Raw genomic sequence first — 17,296 nt, forward strand, 5'->3', positions numbered from 1 at the left:
GTTAATTTGATTTAGCCTCTTTTATGAATAGTCGTGTTACATATTTTATTTACTAGAACGTTATCCTATTTTGCAGGAATTAATTTGTTCATGATAATTGCAACAATTGCACTAATTGCAATTGGTGAATCCAACAAATATTTCAATAATTGTGGTGCATTCTTTGATAATGAAGAAGGCATGAACAATAGACCAATTGCAAAAATCAATGGTACTCCGATGATATATAATTCACGTTCTGAGAATTCTTCATTCTTGATTACTCTGAAACCACTTAACATAATTACCATGCAGACAACTGCGAATACTCCTCCGATAACTGCTGAGGGAATGGCATTAATCAAGGCCGATAGCTTGCCTAAGAACGATAAGGCAATAAAGAAGATTGATGCCCCAACAAAAACTCTACGACTTGCAACCCCTGTAATTGAGATGATACCAGCATTAGTGGAGTAACCGGTCAATGGAGTTGCACCTACTAATGAAGCAATAAAACATCCAATACCTTCACCAATTACACCACGATTAACCTGTTCATCTTTCAATGGTTCTTCAATAACTGCGCTAACAGCAAACCATGTTCCTGTTGTTTCAGCCAACAATACCATATAAATTACTAACATCGTTAAGATTGCTGACCAATTAAATGATATACCGTAGTTAATAAATGCAATATGTGGCAAACTGAAGAATGGTGCGCTCGCAACAGATGAAAGATCCAATCCTCCCATCAAAGATGCTACAAAAGAGCCACAAGCTAAAGCAATAATTACTGAACTAATTCTAAAAACTCTACCAATTTTTGAAAAATATACTCCGAGCATAGAAAATAAAATCATAATAGCTGCTGTAATAAAAGCTAATAATAAATTTTGATCCATTGATAACGTTTTTGTTGAAATATAAATATTGCTTGTAAAAGCTGTTGGTAACAAGGTCAATCCAACAATCATGATAATTGTTCCACTAACAATTGAGGGGATAAAGTGCTTTACAATGTACTTGTATATTCCTGTAAGTCCTAAAAGTGTAATTGCAAGTGCACCAACTAAAGTTGCTCCCATTGCTGTATCCAGTTTTCCACCATCACTAACAATAATTCCTACCAAAGCACCAATTGGAACAAATGATGGTCCCTGACATACTGGTAATTTTAGAAAGAAGAGTACTTGAATTAATGATGCAATTCCTGCACCTAGGAATGTAGATTGAATAAGTGCAGCTGAATTTGTTGCTGACATTGCTACAGCTGAAGCAATAATAACAGGTGGAACATAAACATCCATTGCTAAAACATGTTGTAAACCTAGAATTAGTGATTGTTGCCATGAAATTTTTTCATCTACCCCAATTGAAAGATTGGAAGATCTGATTTCACTTGCTTTTGCCATTTTTTCTAAATCTCCTTAGAATTATTTTACTTTATTTCCTTGAACCCATACTTCCGTGATATTTGCGGGAGTACTTAAATACAGTAACTTAGCTAACCGACTTAATGGTTCTGTATATAAATCAAAACCAGGCAAGCTGTTACCACTTTGATTGGGATTGAGAACCTGTACATCAAAGATTTGTCCCTCTTCAAAGAGCCCAACTGGTAAATTCAATGCTTCGCCCCCTCCGCGAGTTGCAAGATAGAACGCTTCTAACACTGAAACTCTAGAGTTTGGAACACCTCTTTTTCCTTGTTCAATAGTTACATCAACACCATCTGTCAACATTCTGCTAGAAATAACAGCTTGCTTGATATTATCGTACAGACTTGGAGAAAATCCTCCTGAAATATCAGTTCCAAGCCCAACTTTCACACCTTGTTTCTTCAAACGATTAACTGGTAGAACTCCATCCGCAAAATACGCATTTGAAATCGGACAATGAGCAATCGCTGTACCATATTTTGCAAAAAGCTCCCCATCATGATCATTGACAAAATTACAATGATCCATGATAGATTTATTAGTCACTAAGCCAAAATCGGCAAGAACATCGGCATCCCGCTTACCATATCTGTCAAGAACATAGCCGTGTTCCCATTGGCCTTCACTACAATGCGTTTGCACATAAGTATCATATTTCTGTGCAAGGATTCCAAGACCCCTAAGAGTCTCATCTGTACAACTTGGTACAAACCTTGGTGTCACAACTGGATAGACACCTTGAATAACATTCTTTGCAAGTTCTCTGACTCTTATGATGAACGCTTCTGTATCTGCAATCGCTTGTTCGCTGCTTTCATCACGATAATAATCATGTGTCTGCTCCGGGTTATCCATCGCGACTTTACCAACAAGAGCTCTTTGTCCCATCAACGCAGAGATTTTTGCTAGCTCTATACTCGATTCAAGATGTTGCGTTGCAAAATAAACAGCAGTAGTTGTTCCACGATTAAGTAACTGACGTATCAAATCTGTGTATACCTTTTTAGCAAATGTAACATCCTTATATTTTGCCTCAAGAGGGAAAGTACATTCATCTAGCCAAACATTTAAAGGCTCATCCAATGCAACTCCAGCTTGTGGCCATTGCGGTGCATGAATGTGTAAGTCTACAAAACCTGGTAAGATAAACTTCTCTCCAAAATCTACTAAGGAATTATCGGCTTTAGACTCTAGCAATACTGATTGATAAGCAGGATTGCTTTGCAACAGAACTTTCTCAATAATCCCTTTCTCATTAACAACAATTAATGTTTTTTCTAAATATTCGGCTTTACCATATGTAGGAGCATGGAAAAAGTTACCTTTGAAAACTTTTTTATTTCGCAAAAACACTACCTCCGTAAGTAGGATAACTTTTATAATAATTATTCAGCAATAGAAAGTCAAACTATTTTATTGAATAAATAATATATAGTTCGCTTTTAGCGATCCTTTATTTTGCATCTCTTTGCACACATCATGAATTTAACAATAGATTCTGTGCTGCTGCTACTTCATAATATAATCTTTTGCCTAATGTTGAGTTGATTTTATCATTTTGAAGCATTAAGTTTATTTGTGTTAATTCATATTGTAAGACCTTACTCAATTCATTATTTTCTTCCACTTTTGAAGTTAAGCGTTTCTCCATTCTATTTTGTTCCGCCAAAATACTTTGTTTTAATGCAACAATAAGTGTTTTATCGTCCGTTTTACTCTCTAGTTCTTCAATAAACTCTTTATCAATTGGTTCAAAAAATGTTTCAAGTTCATTGTATGCTCCTACCCATCTATTGCGATAATCAACATCATCATACTTTTCAAGTATCAGTAATCTTTTATTGTGAATCTTTATTTTTTCAACAAGTTGTCGTTCTTTATTTTCATTTTCAGTCTTTTTCAGTTGCCGCTTGTACTTAGCAATCTTATTTTTAGTATGTTCAATTTCAGCAACAATGTTGTTTTTCTTGAAGAGTTTTCCTAAGAAGTATCGCCAATTGTGCATTATAAACTCGCGATATATCCGACTGCGCCTGATTGTTTTTTTATTAATATCAGTACTTTTGAGCATCATTTTATCCCATAGATTAATTGCATCTATTGATAAAGCATCCTGGCTAATTGCCAGTCTCACAGCATCATCTCGCTTTTCATTTAACTGTTTCATCACATCATGCCATTCTTGTCGATCAAACCTACGCGATTGCTCATATCCTAGTTGCGAACGGATACTTAACAATAATTTTTGCTTCATGTTTTTTTCGACATCAAGCTGATCAATATAATTAGCTGCCGAATTAACTAACTCCGCATGCGCTTTGTGTAATTCCTTCTCAGAATAAGACGTTTCTTCCTTCTCTAACAAAAAGCGTAATACTATTAATGGTGTTACTAAACTTAACACAATTACAAATACTGCAATGCCTAGAACCTCTTGCACAACAATCGAATTACGCGCCAAATTCATCGTCAATGGAATAGTCAAAGCTAATGCTAAAGTTACCGTTCCATGAACACCACTAAGTGCAAAAATAAATGCAGCTCTAATTTTTTTATTTTTTAAGTAAACGTAACAGAATCTAACAACACTCATCACAAAATATATAATAATTGCAACGCTAAGCAATTTTAACCATTCTGCGGTATTCCTTTCACGTGTAAAGATTTGAATAATAGAAGTTCCAAGTAATACAAAAACAATTCCATTTAATAAATCAGTTAAAATGCGCCAAAATTGATTAACCAAATTAATCATCTGTGAGGATTGAAACATCGTTCGATCTTGTTCTTCACGATGGAAGATTCCAGCGATTACAACTGCAATCACACCCGAAACATGACATTCCTCTGCTAACATATAAATAACAATTGGAGTTAAAATCTGCAACATGATATGCCCTGTAAAATCATCCAACTGTTTTCTCAGCAGATTCTGCCGAATTCTTACTATTATTAATGTACTAATAATACCAAACAAAGCCCCTCCTACAGAAACAAAAAGAAACTTTGCAACACTCTCACCTGGTGACAAATGACCAGTGATCGCCCAAATTCCAGCAAGTTCGAGTGCAACTAATCCCGATGCATCGTTAAACATTGCTTCAAAATTCAAAGGTCGTTCTATCTGCTCAGGCATTACTAATCCTTCCTTAACAGATTCAAGAGCCGTTGCATCTGTAGGAGTTGCAATAGCTGCAAAAGCCAACGCTAATGCTATTGGCCAACCAAAAACAACCTTAAGGGTGATGGTCAAAAAGAAGATTGTAATAATTGCCAGAATTACCGCCAGCTGAATAATTTGCTTTAAATTTCTTGAGACAACCCTAATTTTTGTCTGCTGCCCCTCGTAAAAAAGCAAAGGTGCAATAATTAAAATCATAAACCATTCAGGATCTAGACTAACTTCGATATTCGCTAACCCCGGAATAATTGCCATTAAGACACCTATTATAATCTGCCAAATTGCTCGTGGAATTATTCTAAAACGTTGAGCCAAAAAGTTTGCGACAATCACTGCGATTATTATTCCTAAAATTTCAAATAATATTTCCATACTTATTTCCCCATCTCATTTTTGCTATTCAAAATTATAGTATCACATCACTCATATTTACCTTATCTTAAAGTCTTTCATATGATATAATTAATTACGTTGATTTCGGGTCATTAGCTCAGTTGGGAGAGCGCCTGCTTCGCAAGTAGGAGGTCATCGGTTCAAGTCCGACATGATCCATTGAATATCCAACCCAATCATTTTACTTTGTTTTTATAAGTAGGTATTATTATTGTAAGTACTCTCTAGAAATGAGGTTTGCAAGATGGAAGACAAAGAAAAACTTAAAGCACGATTGACACCTGAAGAATTTGAAGTTACCCAAAATGCTGCAACAGAACAACCCTTTACAGGGAAATACGATGACTTCTACCAAGATGGTATCTACGTTGATGTCGTTAGCGGCGAACCTTTGTTTAGTTCAGCAGACAAGTACGATGCTGGCTGTGGTTGGCCATCATTTACTCGACCAATTGACAGGACACATATTTCTGAAAAAAGTGATTGGTCGTTTGGGATGCATCGTACCGAAGTTCGAAGTAAAGAAGCAGCCTCTCACCTAGGTCACGTCTTCACTGACGGTCCAACTGATCAAGGCGGACTGCGGTATTGTATCAATTCAGCTGCTCTACGTTTTATTCCAGTGACTGATTTAGAAAAAAACGGATATGGCGAATTTAAAACACTATTTAAAGAATAGTTTCTATATACAACAAAGCAGGAACTCAATACCAAATTTCAGTGGTATTAAGTTCCTGCTTTTTTTAACTGAAAGATTTCCCATTATTTTGCAAAGCTGTAATCTTTATTCTTAACTTTATGAAGTAAATTGGATGATGTCATTAAATTATCGAATTCGTTTTCTTCCATAAGATTTTCAGACAAGATAATTTCTTTAATCGTACATTTTTCTTTCAATGCCTGTTTTACAACTTTTGTTGTTACTTGATAACCCAAAACCGGTGTCAAGGCAGTTGCTAAAACAACTGATCTTTCAACTTCTTCCCTGCAGATCTCTTGGTTTACTTCAATCCCTGCAACACAATTTTCTACTAAAGTTGTGATTACATTCTCCAAATAACTCTCATTTTGCAATAAATTTCTAAAAATCAATGGTTCAAAAGCATTTAATTCAAGCTGTCCACCTTCTGCTGCCATTGTGATTGCCAGATCGTTACCAACAACTTGAAACGCCACCTGATTTACAACTTCAGGAATAACTGGATTTATCTTACCCGGCATGATTGAAGAACCTGCCTGTTTTGCTGGTAATCTCAACTCCGCAATTCCTGCTTGTGGACCACTTGATAATAATCTTAAGTCGTTGCTGAACTTGGATAAATTAACTGCTAACGTCTTCAAGACACCCGAGAATTCGACAAAAACATCACAGTTTTGTGTAGCATCTATTAAATTTTCAGCTGATTTTAAGGGTATCCTTGTAATCGAACTAAGCTTATCCACAACATTTCTTTGATAAATGTCATCAGCATTCAACCCCGTCCCAATTGCTGTCCCACCAAGGTTAACAAAGCTTAGATTCTCCTTAGCACTTTCTAAGCGCTGATAGTCTCGCTTAAACAATGAAGCATATGCTCTAAAAGAATTCCCAAAAGTTGTCGGTACTGCATCTTGTAGTTGTGTTCTTCCTAGTTTGATAACATCACTGAATTCTTCTGCCTTTTTATCCAATACATCAATCAAGTCGAGTACTTTCGCTTGTACCTTCGGAAGCATCTTTAAGAGCGCAACTTTACCAGCAGTTGGAAAAGTATCGTTGGTAGACTGTGCTAAGTTAACATCATCATTAGGATGTACTTTTTGTGAACCGCTCTGCTTATTTGCTAAATTAGCAATTACCTCATTAACGTTCATATTAACTGAGGTACCAGCTCCACCTTGGAAAGCAGGAACCACAAAAGCGTCTTGCCTATAATCTTCGTTGAGTAGTGTATCACATGCTACAACAATCGCCTTTGCCTTCGCTCCCTCCAGTGCACCAGAAATATGATTTGTCATTGCTGCTGCTTTTTTTACCTCAATCATACTCGTGATAAGTAATGGGTTTACTAGTTCATTTGAAATTGGAAAATTATGTACTGCCCGCGCAGTATTAATTCCAAACAAAGCATCTTCTTTTATTTCTAATTCACCAACACAGTCTCTTTCAATACGCATGATATGCCTCCATTTGTAATTGTCATATTTTATAACATGTAAATTATAATATACCAATTACAGAAACATTCAATATTTTATCTTCCAATCTCGCTGTGATATCCTTTGATAACCATTGAATCCCAACTCTACTATTTAAGAAATAAAAGTATACCATTATGCAAGGTCAAGTCTGTCATCGACTTTATAGACTCTTGCCTCCCTTGTCAGCAACATCTCATCAGAAAGAATAATTTCAATTGGTGATAATTTATTATATGATTCAAAAAAGTATCTACGCGTTTCTAAACAAAAGGCGGTACGATAAACTGTATAATTAGCCTGATATTTCTTACTTTTAGGTACAACCACACTATTCAAAATATGCCAACTACTTACAAAATTCTCTTCTTCGTCCTTCGGGATATCAGTTCTTTCACGATAATAAACGGCACGCAAAAACCGGCCCGTCGGTGTATACGAACTAGTTGGAACTTTTTTCCCAGCGAAGCTTTCCGTACTAATTCGTTGTGGTACTTGATATTGAGCAGCTAAATCACTACGTATATTGAGATAATCAGCTAACTTAGCTGCCTGTTTCTCAAAATTAGATGCATTCGTTACCACACCATAATTATTAATTATCATTTTCATTGGATTTTGATCTGGTTCAAGAATTAACAGTCGACCACTTCTATCCGTTATTGCATAGTGAAGATGTGGATTATCGTATGGTCGAACTGCATATTCGCCAGACATTAACTGAATATGCTCAATGTCGGAAATAATTTCTTCAACTGACTTATACTTCCCTAACAAGTAAAAAGGAAGTTCAAACGGTGCCAACCCCACATTTCCATCATCTAACTTCTGATTAAGCTTTGCCCCATGACTAAAGGTTAGCTTCTGTACACTTAAACCGCATTCATTAATACCATCCGAGATATCAAACTCAAACTGTTTCTTCCTACCGGTTCCAAGTATCCCATACTTATTTTGGAATGAATGACCATCATAATCAGTCTGCCAACGATACTCACGGGGTACAAAAATAGGACTGGCTTGTAATGAGTTCCAATCCATTGTTCTAGAGAAAACATGTGTCCCATCTTTTGCAATTTGTAAGACGCTTGTACACATCATTTGGCCTCCTTACTTCATGCGACTATAATATTTTTATCTGAAATAAAAAAAACGATAAAATACAGGATTCATAATCCTAAGATAGATATTTTTAATGCTTGGCTTTTTCAAATACTTATTATTTTTCCGATTCGGAAACCATTCCTGTGTTTTCTGCCAAATCAAATCCAGCAATTCAATTCTGATTTTTTTGTCCTTTAGCCTAATCACTTTTCGTAGTAAGACATTCCCAAAAAGATTCCGATAAAAACGATATTCTAACTCATCATGATATTTTTCATATAAATTTCTTTCTTTGTAGAAATTCAAAATATCATTATATATCCAGATGATTTCGGAAATACGCCCTGTCTCACTATAAGAAATCGAATTACTACGTTGTACGTAATGGATCTCACAAGCTGAATCAATTGCAACTTCGGAAATATCAACCAGCCATGCAACTATCTTGAAAAAGAATGCTTGGTCTTCATATAATTTGCCAACCGGAAACTTTACCTTTGTTTTCTCAATCCATTTCCGCAAATACAACTTATTCCAGGCCACCACTCTACCATTTATTAGATAGTCTTCCAGCGAATCATAACTTTTACGTATGTCTAATCTTGTCTTATTTTCAAACTCCCAGAAAAAATTACATTCTACAATTTTTTTTGAGCCTTCATTGCTTCTTGCATACATCCGTGCTAACATCTCAGGCTCAACAAAGTCATCTGAATCGATAAATAATAAATACTGTCCAGTAGCGTATTGCAGAGCGTAATTGCGCGCATCAGACAAGCCTCCATTTTGCTTGTGTAATGTCCGCACTTGTTCAAACTTCACTTGAAATTCGTCGCATAATTTGCCTGACCCATCCGTACTCCCATCATCAACGAGAATAATTTCAAAATCTGCTTTGTCCATTGTCTGTCCCAAAAGACTGTCCACACACTTTTTCAAATAGGCTGCTACATTGTAAACCGGCACAATTACACTTATCTTCTTTTCTTTTGTATAATTTTTTTCGGTCATTAATTATTCTCCTTTTTGAAACTAGTGCTTAACTATTTTACGAATTCTGCGGGCAATCCCCCATGAAACACGGAAAAACCAGTTAATTTTCATCCCCACTTTTTTACCAAATCGTCTGTTGATACTTCTAATGATTTTTGTATGTCTCTGACTTCGGTTGTCTTGCCAGAGTGCACTATAATGATGAATACTGACAGTCTTTTCTGTTTCATTTGACTCTCCTGTCAGAAAATCCATCGGTGCAAAATATTCAGTTGGATAAATATCAACACCCGCTATTTTTTGATATTCATTTTTTTTGAGCAACCCTTTATTTGCAAGATAATTTGTAGTATAAACCGGAATTGCTACAATATTTAACTCACCGTCTTTTTTAACAAAATCTACCTTTTCATAGATATCACGCAAATCTTTAATAACTTGATTATGCAGTTCTGCTCCAAATCCCAATCCTGGATTAACAGACACTCCACCTTCATTTTCCTCCATCCCCATAAAAGCTTTTGAGTTCAACAAATGGTCGAGCGATTTTCTTAATTCAACATCAGTATCAAGGTAGATTCCACCATTTTGATAAATAATATCAAATCCTGCATAGTCAGACACAAAACTCCATTTTTTTTGTTCATAAGCTTGTTTCATATAATTATTTTTTTTTACATCATAGTTGGATTCATCCCACTGGATTATCTCATATTCAGGGCATAATTCATGCCATTGTGCAATATAATTCTTATACTCTTCTGGTAACTCATTGCCGCCAAACCAGCAATAGTGAATTTTCTTAGGTATCATCTGTTTCTCCTTTAGTTCATTTCTAACAATTTCTGCACAGCTGTTTCAATATAATAACCCTTCCTAATCTTTTGACCAATAGCCCTGACATTCTTACACATCTCTTGATACTTTTCTTCTGCCATATTAGACATAACCTTATCTAATTCAGTCAAACTATTGATTGAAATCCCTAAACCATTTTGTTCAACAAAACTTGCTAAAGCAGCCTGTTTCCAAATAATCACAGGTAAGCCTGAACTTAAATAAAGTGATGCTTTGTGAGGGTTATTATATCTAAGGTACTCCCCAAAAATTCCATTACACTCTGTTAAACTATCTCCATCCCAAATTAATCCAAAACTTTGTTTGAGATATTTTGGAAGCTCTTCAGGTGAATATGATCCTAAATAATTAATGTTTTCAGGATAATTTGCAGCTTGATTGGGACCATACAAATAAAATGGGACTTCACTATCTATTTTCTTTAAGAACTCTGATTTACCAAGATTTCCAGCAAAACAAACCGTTCCCTCATATTTGTTGTGCTCTACCATGGATTGCGGGTTATCATAGTCAAAGATTCCTAATGAAACAATCGGCTTAACCACACCTTCTTGTTTAAGCCATTTAACCATTTCTTCATTATGAGCAATTATTCCATCACTTTTATTAAAAAAAGCAATTTCTTCTGCAATATACTCAGGTTCATCGCGATGCAGTCTTAATGATTCAACATCATGTAATAGCAAAAAAACCTGTGCGCCATCTTTTCTTTTAACTTCGTCAATAATTTTATTATTTGTTCTTTTATTAAATGCCGGGTATTGAAACAATACATTTTGCATTTTCTGTTTCTTTATTTCCCGCGGAATATCCCACAAAACTTGTTTAACACTTATTAATTCTGCTTTTCGTGCACCATTAAAGTAGAAAATAATACTTTTAAAGTCGGACTTCTTCAAGAAATTAATAACATCCATCTTTGCTTTGGGTCCCGCTTCATATTGTGTTTTATCGTACATTGAAATCACAAAATCACTCATAACTTACCTGTCCATTTCCTCGATCTAATATATTGAAGATTTCCTACACAATTCATTATACCCGATTGTTAAAAAAAATGAGAGTAGTTATAGTCACCTCTATTAGCACAAACACTCTATTACATAAGTAGTTGAAAAGTATAATTAATAAATTACCCTTTTCTTCTAATTTACAAGAATTCCTTTATTAAACAAATTCTCAATACATTCTTGTAAATATCGCTCATCATGTTCTGGATAAATTGGATATGTTCGTGCCACTGCGCTTAAATTCTCGTACGTACTGCAAGACTTTCCACGATAATTCTTATCATACCAAACACTATTTGGCTGATATCCCCTTCTCTTCATTTCGTCCATCACTAAAATATGAAATTGGTAAAGCTTATATGGTGAATACGAAAAAACATAGTCTACAGTCGCATGTTTTTTACCCCAGCCATTGCCACGAAGAGCTGCAATCTCTCTATGTTGTCCAAGAAGTTGTTGTCTTGGTAACTTAGTAATAAGTTGTTCATGCCATAATCTCATTTACTTGCCTCTCTTAATCTCTTTATCAGTGCGGACTCTGCAAGATACTTTACTTCATACTTATCTGTTAATTCAACCAAATATCGCCCTAATTCATCATTTTTTTCTTCAAGTTTCTTTAACAATATTTGATAATTTTGCTTTTCTTCAAGAGTCGCTTGCTTTTTGAAATATCCCCACACATGTTGATAAGCCGTTGTTAATGTTTTTCTTGTTGGCATCATGTCATCTATTTCTTGCAGAATTTGCTCATATCTTTGCTGACATTCTTCATCCCAATGATTTTCTTTCGCTAGAACCCTAATCTCGTTGTAATACTGCTGTGAACGCGACATTACCCAATATTTATTCTGTGCCCAAGACACCTGCCACTTTTCCAAAACATACCTCCTAGTGTTGCCTTTTTGTCCAATCTTAATCTACTTTTTAAGCATACTTTCTAAGTATTTATACTGCAAAAAATTCGACTTCTAAAAAATAAAAACAAGGCAGCATGCCATAAGTCGGGAAAAATTGAGTACTAACTCGAATTACGAACATAGCAAGTACTTTGCTATGAGTAATTCGAAGCTAGACGGAGAATTTTGACTTATGAAACACGTTTATACGAAATAAATAGAGGAACTGAATCAAAATTTAACTTTTGACCCAGCCCCCCATTCTCATACAACTACTCATTATTTTTTAGCCTTGATTCTGTGTACTCCATGTACGTTACCTAAAATAAACACTAAAACGCCTAACCATATGAAAATAAAGACGATTGCTTTATGCCAATCAAATGACTCCTTCATCACAAAAATTGCCATTAACAATTGAATTGTTGGATTTAGATATTGAATAAATCCAAGAGTTATAAAATCAGTATTTTTTGTCGCTACTGCAAATAATAATAATGGAATTACTGTGATAACACCGCTAAGTACAAGCAAAGTACTTACTCCTAGACCGTTTTGTGTTATGACATGTGGAGAAAGTAAAAGATATATTATTGCAATTGGCGCTACAAAAAAGGTTTCTAATGTTAGTGAAATTGTCGCTGGCAATTGAACTTGCTTCTTAATTAATCCATAAAAACAAAACGAGCCAGCCATTAACAATGTATTTAAGGGCAGTGACCCTGTTTGAAATGTAAGAATTACCACTCCAATAATAACCAATAAAAGAGCAATAATTTTTGAACGTGATAATTTTTCATGAAGAAATACAAGCGCAATAATCACATTCATCAATGGCATTATATAATATCCCAGACTTGCTTCAGTTGCTTCGTGATGGGTAACCATGTAGATATAAATGAACCAATTAAGAGAGATTAAATATGAACTTAGGATGATCCAAAAAATCTTGCGGCTCTTAATCAACTGCTTAATTGTTTGCCAGATAGTCCCCCAATCTTTTTGAACAGTCAGTACGATGCCAATTGTAATTAACGAAAAAACAATTCTATATGCAAGTGTATCCAATGCAGGTACCACACTAAGCAATTCCCAAAATACGCCTAATAGCCCCCACAAAATATACGCCGCTAAAGCTGCATTTACACCTAAATGTCTTTTCTCCATTCCATCATCATTCTCCTTCACTAACATCTCTGCCATTACTAAAATTAGTGCATTTTAAATTGTAAAAATAAATCATTATATTTGCTCAAGTTTTTCTGTGATAAAGCATTATACACTTCAAGATGCGAAATTATTTTGCTCGTTGGGTACATCACCTTATCAGTTTGCATACTCTTAGGTAGCAATTTCTTTGCCGCTTTATTCGGAGTGGCATAAGCAACATATTCTGCATTTTGCGCTGCATTTTTAGGTTGCAACATAAAATTCAAAAACGCGTAAGCACCCTTGACATTTTTCGCCGTTTTAGGGATAACCATGTTATCAAACCAGATATTTGAACCTTCCTCTGGAATCGTATAACGCAAATTCTTATTATTATCCATCATCTCCATTGCTTCTCCAGAGTAAGATACAGCAATTGGTGCTTCATCTTGTGCCATATAAACTTTTATCTCATCTGCCAAAATCGCCTTAACATTTGGTGACAACTTCTTGAGTTTCTCATATGCTGCCTGTAAGTCCTTAGGATCAGTATCATTAACTGACTTTCCCTGACTATTCAAGGTCAATCCCATAACCTCACGGGCACCGTCAATCAACATAATGCTATTCTTGAATTTTGGATTCCATAAATCATTCCAATTTTTGACCTCATTAGCACTCACATATTTTTTATTGTAAATAATTCCTAACGTTCCCCAAAAATACGGAAGAGAATACTTATTACCTGGATCAAAGGAAAGATTTAAAAATTTGGAATCAATATTGCTTAATCCCTTTAGTTTACTATGATTAATTGGTAGCAACAAATGATTATTAATCATTTTTTTTATCGTATAATCACTAGGAATTGCAATATCATAAGCCGTTCCACCCTGCTTAATCTTTGTATACATTGCTTCATTGGAATCAAAAGTCTCATATGAAACCTTGTATCCTGTTTGTTTTTCGAATTTTGTGATTAATTTTGGGTCAATATAATCTCCCCAGTTAAAAATATTAACAACTTTGTCGCTTTTCCCACTACTGCTATCCTTTTCAAGTTCAAATGAAATTATGAAAAGTACAAGACAGAGCAAAATAATTCCGAAAAACATAATATTTAATTTTTTCATCTACTCTGCCCCCACTATCTAATCAAATTTTGCTGTGCTTTCTGGTCCTTGCGCTTACTCTTAGGACTATCCTTACTAATAAAATAGTATCCAATTACTAAAACTAGTGAGAATAGGAACATTAATGCACTCAAAGCGTTAATTTCTAGGCTAATCCCTTGCCTTGCTCTTGAGTATATTTCAACAGATAGTGTTTCAAAACCATTTCCGGTCACAAAAAATGTCACCGCAAAATCATCTAGTGAATAAGTAAATGCCATAAAATAACCTGCTATCATTCCAGGTGTGATAATCGGCAAGATGACACCTTTTAATATCTGCCACTGATTCGCTCCAAGATCTTGTGCAACATTGATAAATGACGAATTCATTTCTTGTAATTTAGGCAGTACCATCAAAACAACAATTGGAATACTGAACGCAATATGCGAAAGTAAGACTGAGGTAAACCCTAACTTAATTCCCAGAACAGTGAAGAAAATCAAGAAACTAGAACCAATAATTACATCTGGTGAGACCAACAAAATATTATTCAATCCTAAAATCAACGTACGAACTTGCATATTCTTAATTGAATATATCCCTAATGCCCCACTCGTGCCAATAATGGTTGCAAGCAGTGAAGATAAAAAAGCCAAAAAGAATGTTTGTACTGTAATTAAGATTAGCCTTTGATCCGCCCAAATTTCCCGATAGTATCTCCATGTAAAGTGTGAAAAATCACTCATTCCGCCACCACTATTGAAAGAGTAGAAAATTAAGTAAAAAATCGGTAAATATAAAATTAAAAATGCAATTACTAGGTATAAATTACGCCAAAAATTATTTTTCTTAGTAATCATTTTCTCCTCCTTCTCCTATCTCCAGTGAAGAACATAATTAAAATCATTGTAACAATCAGAATAACACCAATCGTTGAACCCATCCCCCAGTCTTGGGTAACAAGGAAATTCTCTTCAATCGCGGTTCCCAATGTAATTACCTTGTTTCCACCAATTAAACGTGTCAGCATAAATAGTGAAAGTGATGGAATAAAAACAACCTGGACCCCACTTTTTATCCCATTTAAGGTCAGGGGGAAGATCACGTTCCAAAAAGTTTGAAATTTGTTAGCTCCTAAGTCACGGCTAACATTAATAAGTGATTCATCAAGTTCATCAATTGCGTTAAAAATTGGCAATATCATAAACGGTAATTCAATATAAGCAGCAACTAGCATAAAGCTAGTATTGGTAAATAATAGCTGGTGTGATCCTAAGCCTAACCATTCAAAAGCTCTATTGACTGGTCCTGCTTGACTGAAGATTCCGATGAATGCATATGCCTTCAACAAAATATTTATCCAAGTCGGTAAAATAATCAACATTAACCAAAGTTGTTTATACTTGGTTTTTGTTAAAAAATAGGCAGTTGGATAACTTAGCAACAATGTTATTAGTGTGATTAATCCCGCATAAAAAACTGAATTAAAGGTCATTTGTAAATAAGCACTAATTTTAAAGAAGTTTTCATAATTAGCAACAGTAAAATCACCATTAATTCCGATAAATGATTGATATAAAATTAGTGCAACAGGAGCTAGGACAAATAAGAGCAACCAGAGGACATATGAACTAAAATAGAGTCCTTTTGCTTTCATGTTATTTCCCCCTCAACATTTTAGATTTTTACTATCTTTTCCTAGCTCCCTTGATAATCTTCTAATCGCTGGTAAAAATTAGCTTCTGTTTCATTAAAACGCATGATATGAATTGCTTCAGATTCAAAATCTAAACCAACATTTGCGCCGACCGCAACTTTTTTCGTAGATCTAATCTTCCATTCATTTCCATCTATATCTGTACAAACAATCTCATAGTGAACTCCACGAAATAGTTGTGAAATAACCGTTCCGATAACTTTACCCTTTTGTGCTGTAGTTACTTCGATATCTTCTGGTCGCAAAACAACTTCAATCGGCTCATTAGCTTCCATTCCACCATCAACACACTCGAAAGTTTTACCCGCAAATTTGACCATTCCATCAGCTACCATGGTTCCTTCAACAATATTACTTTCTCCGATAAAATCAGCCACAAAGCGATTTAATGGTTCGTCATATATAGCAGTTGGCGTACCGCGTTGAATTATCTTACCATGATTCATTACAAAGATTTCATCGCTCATGGCAAGAGCTTCTTCTTGATCATGGGTAACAAAAATAAAGGTTATTCCTAACCGCTTTTGCAATTGTCGCAACTCATATTGCATTTCTTTTCGTAATTTCATGTCTAACGCTGACAGAGGTTCATCTAACAGCAATACTTCTGGTTCATTTACCAAGGCTCTGGCAATTGCTACTCGCTGCTTTTGCCCACCGGACATCTCACTAATTTCGCGATCTTCAAATCCTGGTAACCTTACCATTTTAAGTGCCTCAGTTACTTTTGCCTTTATTTCTTTTTTACTTTTCTTTTTAATCTTCAATCCAAACGCGATGTTATCAAAGACATTTAGATGTGGAAAGAGCGCGTAATCTTGAAAAACCGTGTTAATTTTCCTCTTATTAGCCGGAATATGATTTATTTTTTGTTCATTCATCAAAATATCCCCAGAACTCTCTTCAATAAATCCTGCAATTAGAGATAATGTGGTGGTTTTCCCACAACCAGATGGACCTAGCAAAGTATAGAACTTGCCCTTCTCCAACTCAAAACTGATTTTTTCCAAAATTACCGTATCTTTATATTTTTTGGTTACATTACGAAATGTAATAATTGACTCAACCATTTTGATACCCCCCTCAAATAAATTAACTCGTACCTCGCCTCATTTTTTTGGGTTCTTTTGCTAATTAGAAGTTTTAAGGTTTCTTTTCAATTTTGCATCAGTCTCAATAAATCTAATCCGCGAGGAGTTTGTCAAATAGTTTTTATGAACATTCAAAAGGGAAAGCCCTCTTCATGAGCTGTTATCACAGCCAGATGGGAGACTTTCCCAC

The 17,296-nt window shown here is 35.0% G+C and carries 16 protein-coding genes and 1 tRNA gene; 2 read left to right on the plus strand and 15 right to left on the minus strand.

Annotation, left to right across the window (positions count from 1 at the left end; all coding sequences use genetic code 11):
* Positions 1-65: 65 nt before the first annotated feature.
* The 3 genes from G6O70_RS11185 to G6O70_RS11195 all read right to left on the minus strand — a co-directional run bounded on the left by G6O70_RS11185 (position 66) and on the right by G6O70_RS11195 (position 4,971).
* Complete coding sequence (locus G6O70_RS11185) at positions 66-1,391, minus strand: uracil-xanthine permease family protein (protein ID WP_057869213.1); 1,326 nt, start codon at positions 1,389-1,391, stop codon at positions 66-68.
* Positions 1,392-1,412: 21 nt separating this feature from the next.
* Positions 1,413-2,765 carry a guanine deaminase gene (gene guaD / locus G6O70_RS11190; RefSeq protein ID WP_057869214.1) on the minus strand — a complete coding sequence of 451 codons (1,353 nt, stop codon included), beginning with the start codon at positions 2,763-2,765 and terminating at the stop codon, positions 1,413-1,415.
* A gap of 130 nt (positions 2,766-2,895) precedes the next feature.
* Positions 2,896-4,971, minus strand: a complete 2,076-nt coding sequence (locus G6O70_RS11195) for a cation:proton antiporter (RefSeq protein WP_057869215.1) — start codon at positions 4,969-4,971, stop codon at positions 2,896-2,898.
* Between the two features lie 107 nt (positions 4,972-5,078).
* Between G6O70_RS11195 and G6O70_RS11200 the strand changes: the two genes are divergently transcribed.
* A tRNA-Ala gene (locus G6O70_RS11200) sits at positions 5,079-5,151 on the plus strand.
* Positions 5,152-5,236: 85 nt separating this feature from the next.
* Positions 5,237-5,671, plus strand: a complete 435-nt coding sequence (msrB, locus tag G6O70_RS11205) for a peptide-methionine (R)-S-oxide reductase MsrB (protein ID WP_057869216.1) — start codon at positions 5,237-5,239, stop codon at positions 5,669-5,671.
* 83 nt (positions 5,672-5,754) lie between these two features.
* On the opposite strand, the gene G6O70_RS11210 is transcribed toward msrB, so the two are convergent.
* The 12 genes from G6O70_RS11210 to G6O70_RS11265 form a co-directional block, all read right to left on the minus strand.
* The gene (locus tag G6O70_RS11210) at positions 5,755-7,149 is read right to left on the minus strand and encodes an aspartate ammonia-lyase (protein ID WP_057869217.1); all 1,395 of its coding nucleotides are present in this window, start codon (positions 7,147-7,149) and stop codon (positions 5,755-5,757) included.
* Between the two features lie 156 nt (positions 7,150-7,305).
* Entirely contained in the window at positions 7,306-8,271 is a 966-nt protein-coding gene (locus G6O70_RS11215) for a linear amide C-N hydrolase (protein ID WP_258236138.1), read from the minus strand.
* Between the two features lie 33 nt (positions 8,272-8,304).
* A complete protein-coding gene (locus G6O70_RS11220) occupies positions 8,305-9,285 on the minus strand; it encodes a glycosyltransferase family 2 protein (protein ID WP_057869219.1) in 981 nt (326 codons plus the stop codon).
* Between the two features lie 21 nt (positions 9,286-9,306).
* Complete coding sequence (locus G6O70_RS11225) at positions 9,307-10,080, minus strand: glycosyltransferase family 32 protein (RefSeq protein ID WP_057869220.1); 774 nt, start codon at positions 10,078-10,080, stop codon at positions 9,307-9,309.
* An 11-nt stretch (positions 10,081-10,091) separates the two neighbouring features.
* Positions 10,092-11,105 (minus strand): sugar transferase, encoded by a 1,014-nt coding sequence (locus tag G6O70_RS11230; RefSeq protein WP_057869221.1) that lies wholly within the window; start codon positions 11,103-11,105, stop codon positions 10,092-10,094.
* A gap of 165 nt (positions 11,106-11,270) precedes the next feature.
* Positions 11,271-11,636, minus strand: coding sequence for a TIGR02328 family protein (locus tag G6O70_RS11235; protein WP_057869222.1), 366 nt, complete (start codon positions 11,634-11,636; stop codon positions 11,271-11,273).
* Positions 11,633-12,016 carry a YbgA family protein gene (locus tag G6O70_RS11240; protein ID WP_057869223.1) on the minus strand — a complete coding sequence of 128 codons (384 nt, stop codon included), beginning with the start codon at positions 12,014-12,016 and terminating at the stop codon, positions 11,633-11,635. The genes G6O70_RS11235 and G6O70_RS11240 overlap by 4 nt, the downstream gene beginning before the upstream one ends.
* Before the next feature lie 297 nt (positions 12,017-12,313).
* Positions 12,314-13,201, minus strand: a complete 888-nt coding sequence (gene rarD, locus G6O70_RS11245) for an EamA family transporter RarD (RefSeq protein ID WP_057869224.1) — start codon at positions 13,199-13,201, stop codon at positions 12,314-12,316.
* Positions 13,202-13,245: 44 nt separating this feature from the next.
* Positions 13,246-14,316, minus strand: a complete 1,071-nt coding sequence (locus G6O70_RS11250) for an ABC transporter substrate-binding protein (protein ID WP_057869225.1) — start codon at positions 14,314-14,316, stop codon at positions 13,246-13,248.
* A 14-nt stretch (positions 14,317-14,330) separates the two neighbouring features.
* Positions 14,331-15,158, minus strand: coding sequence for an ABC transporter permease (locus G6O70_RS11255; protein WP_057869226.1), 828 nt, complete (start codon positions 15,156-15,158; stop codon positions 14,331-14,333).
* The gene (locus tag G6O70_RS11260) at positions 15,155-15,955 is read right to left on the minus strand and encodes an ABC transporter permease (protein ID WP_057869227.1); all 801 of its coding nucleotides are present in this window, start codon (positions 15,953-15,955) and stop codon (positions 15,155-15,157) included. Before G6O70_RS11260 ends, G6O70_RS11255 begins: the two co-directional genes overlap by 4 nt.
* 41 nt (positions 15,956-15,996) lie before the next feature.
* Positions 15,997-17,085, minus strand: coding sequence for an ABC transporter ATP-binding protein (locus G6O70_RS11265; protein ID WP_057869228.1), 1,089 nt, complete (start codon positions 17,083-17,085; stop codon positions 15,997-15,999).
* Positions 17,086-17,296: the final 211 nt, after the last annotated feature.

The organism is Liquorilactobacillus hordei DSM 19519 (genome assembly GCF_019443985.1).
Taxonomy (GTDB): Bacteria; Bacillota; Bacilli; order Lactobacillales; family Lactobacillaceae; genus Liquorilactobacillus; species Liquorilactobacillus hordei.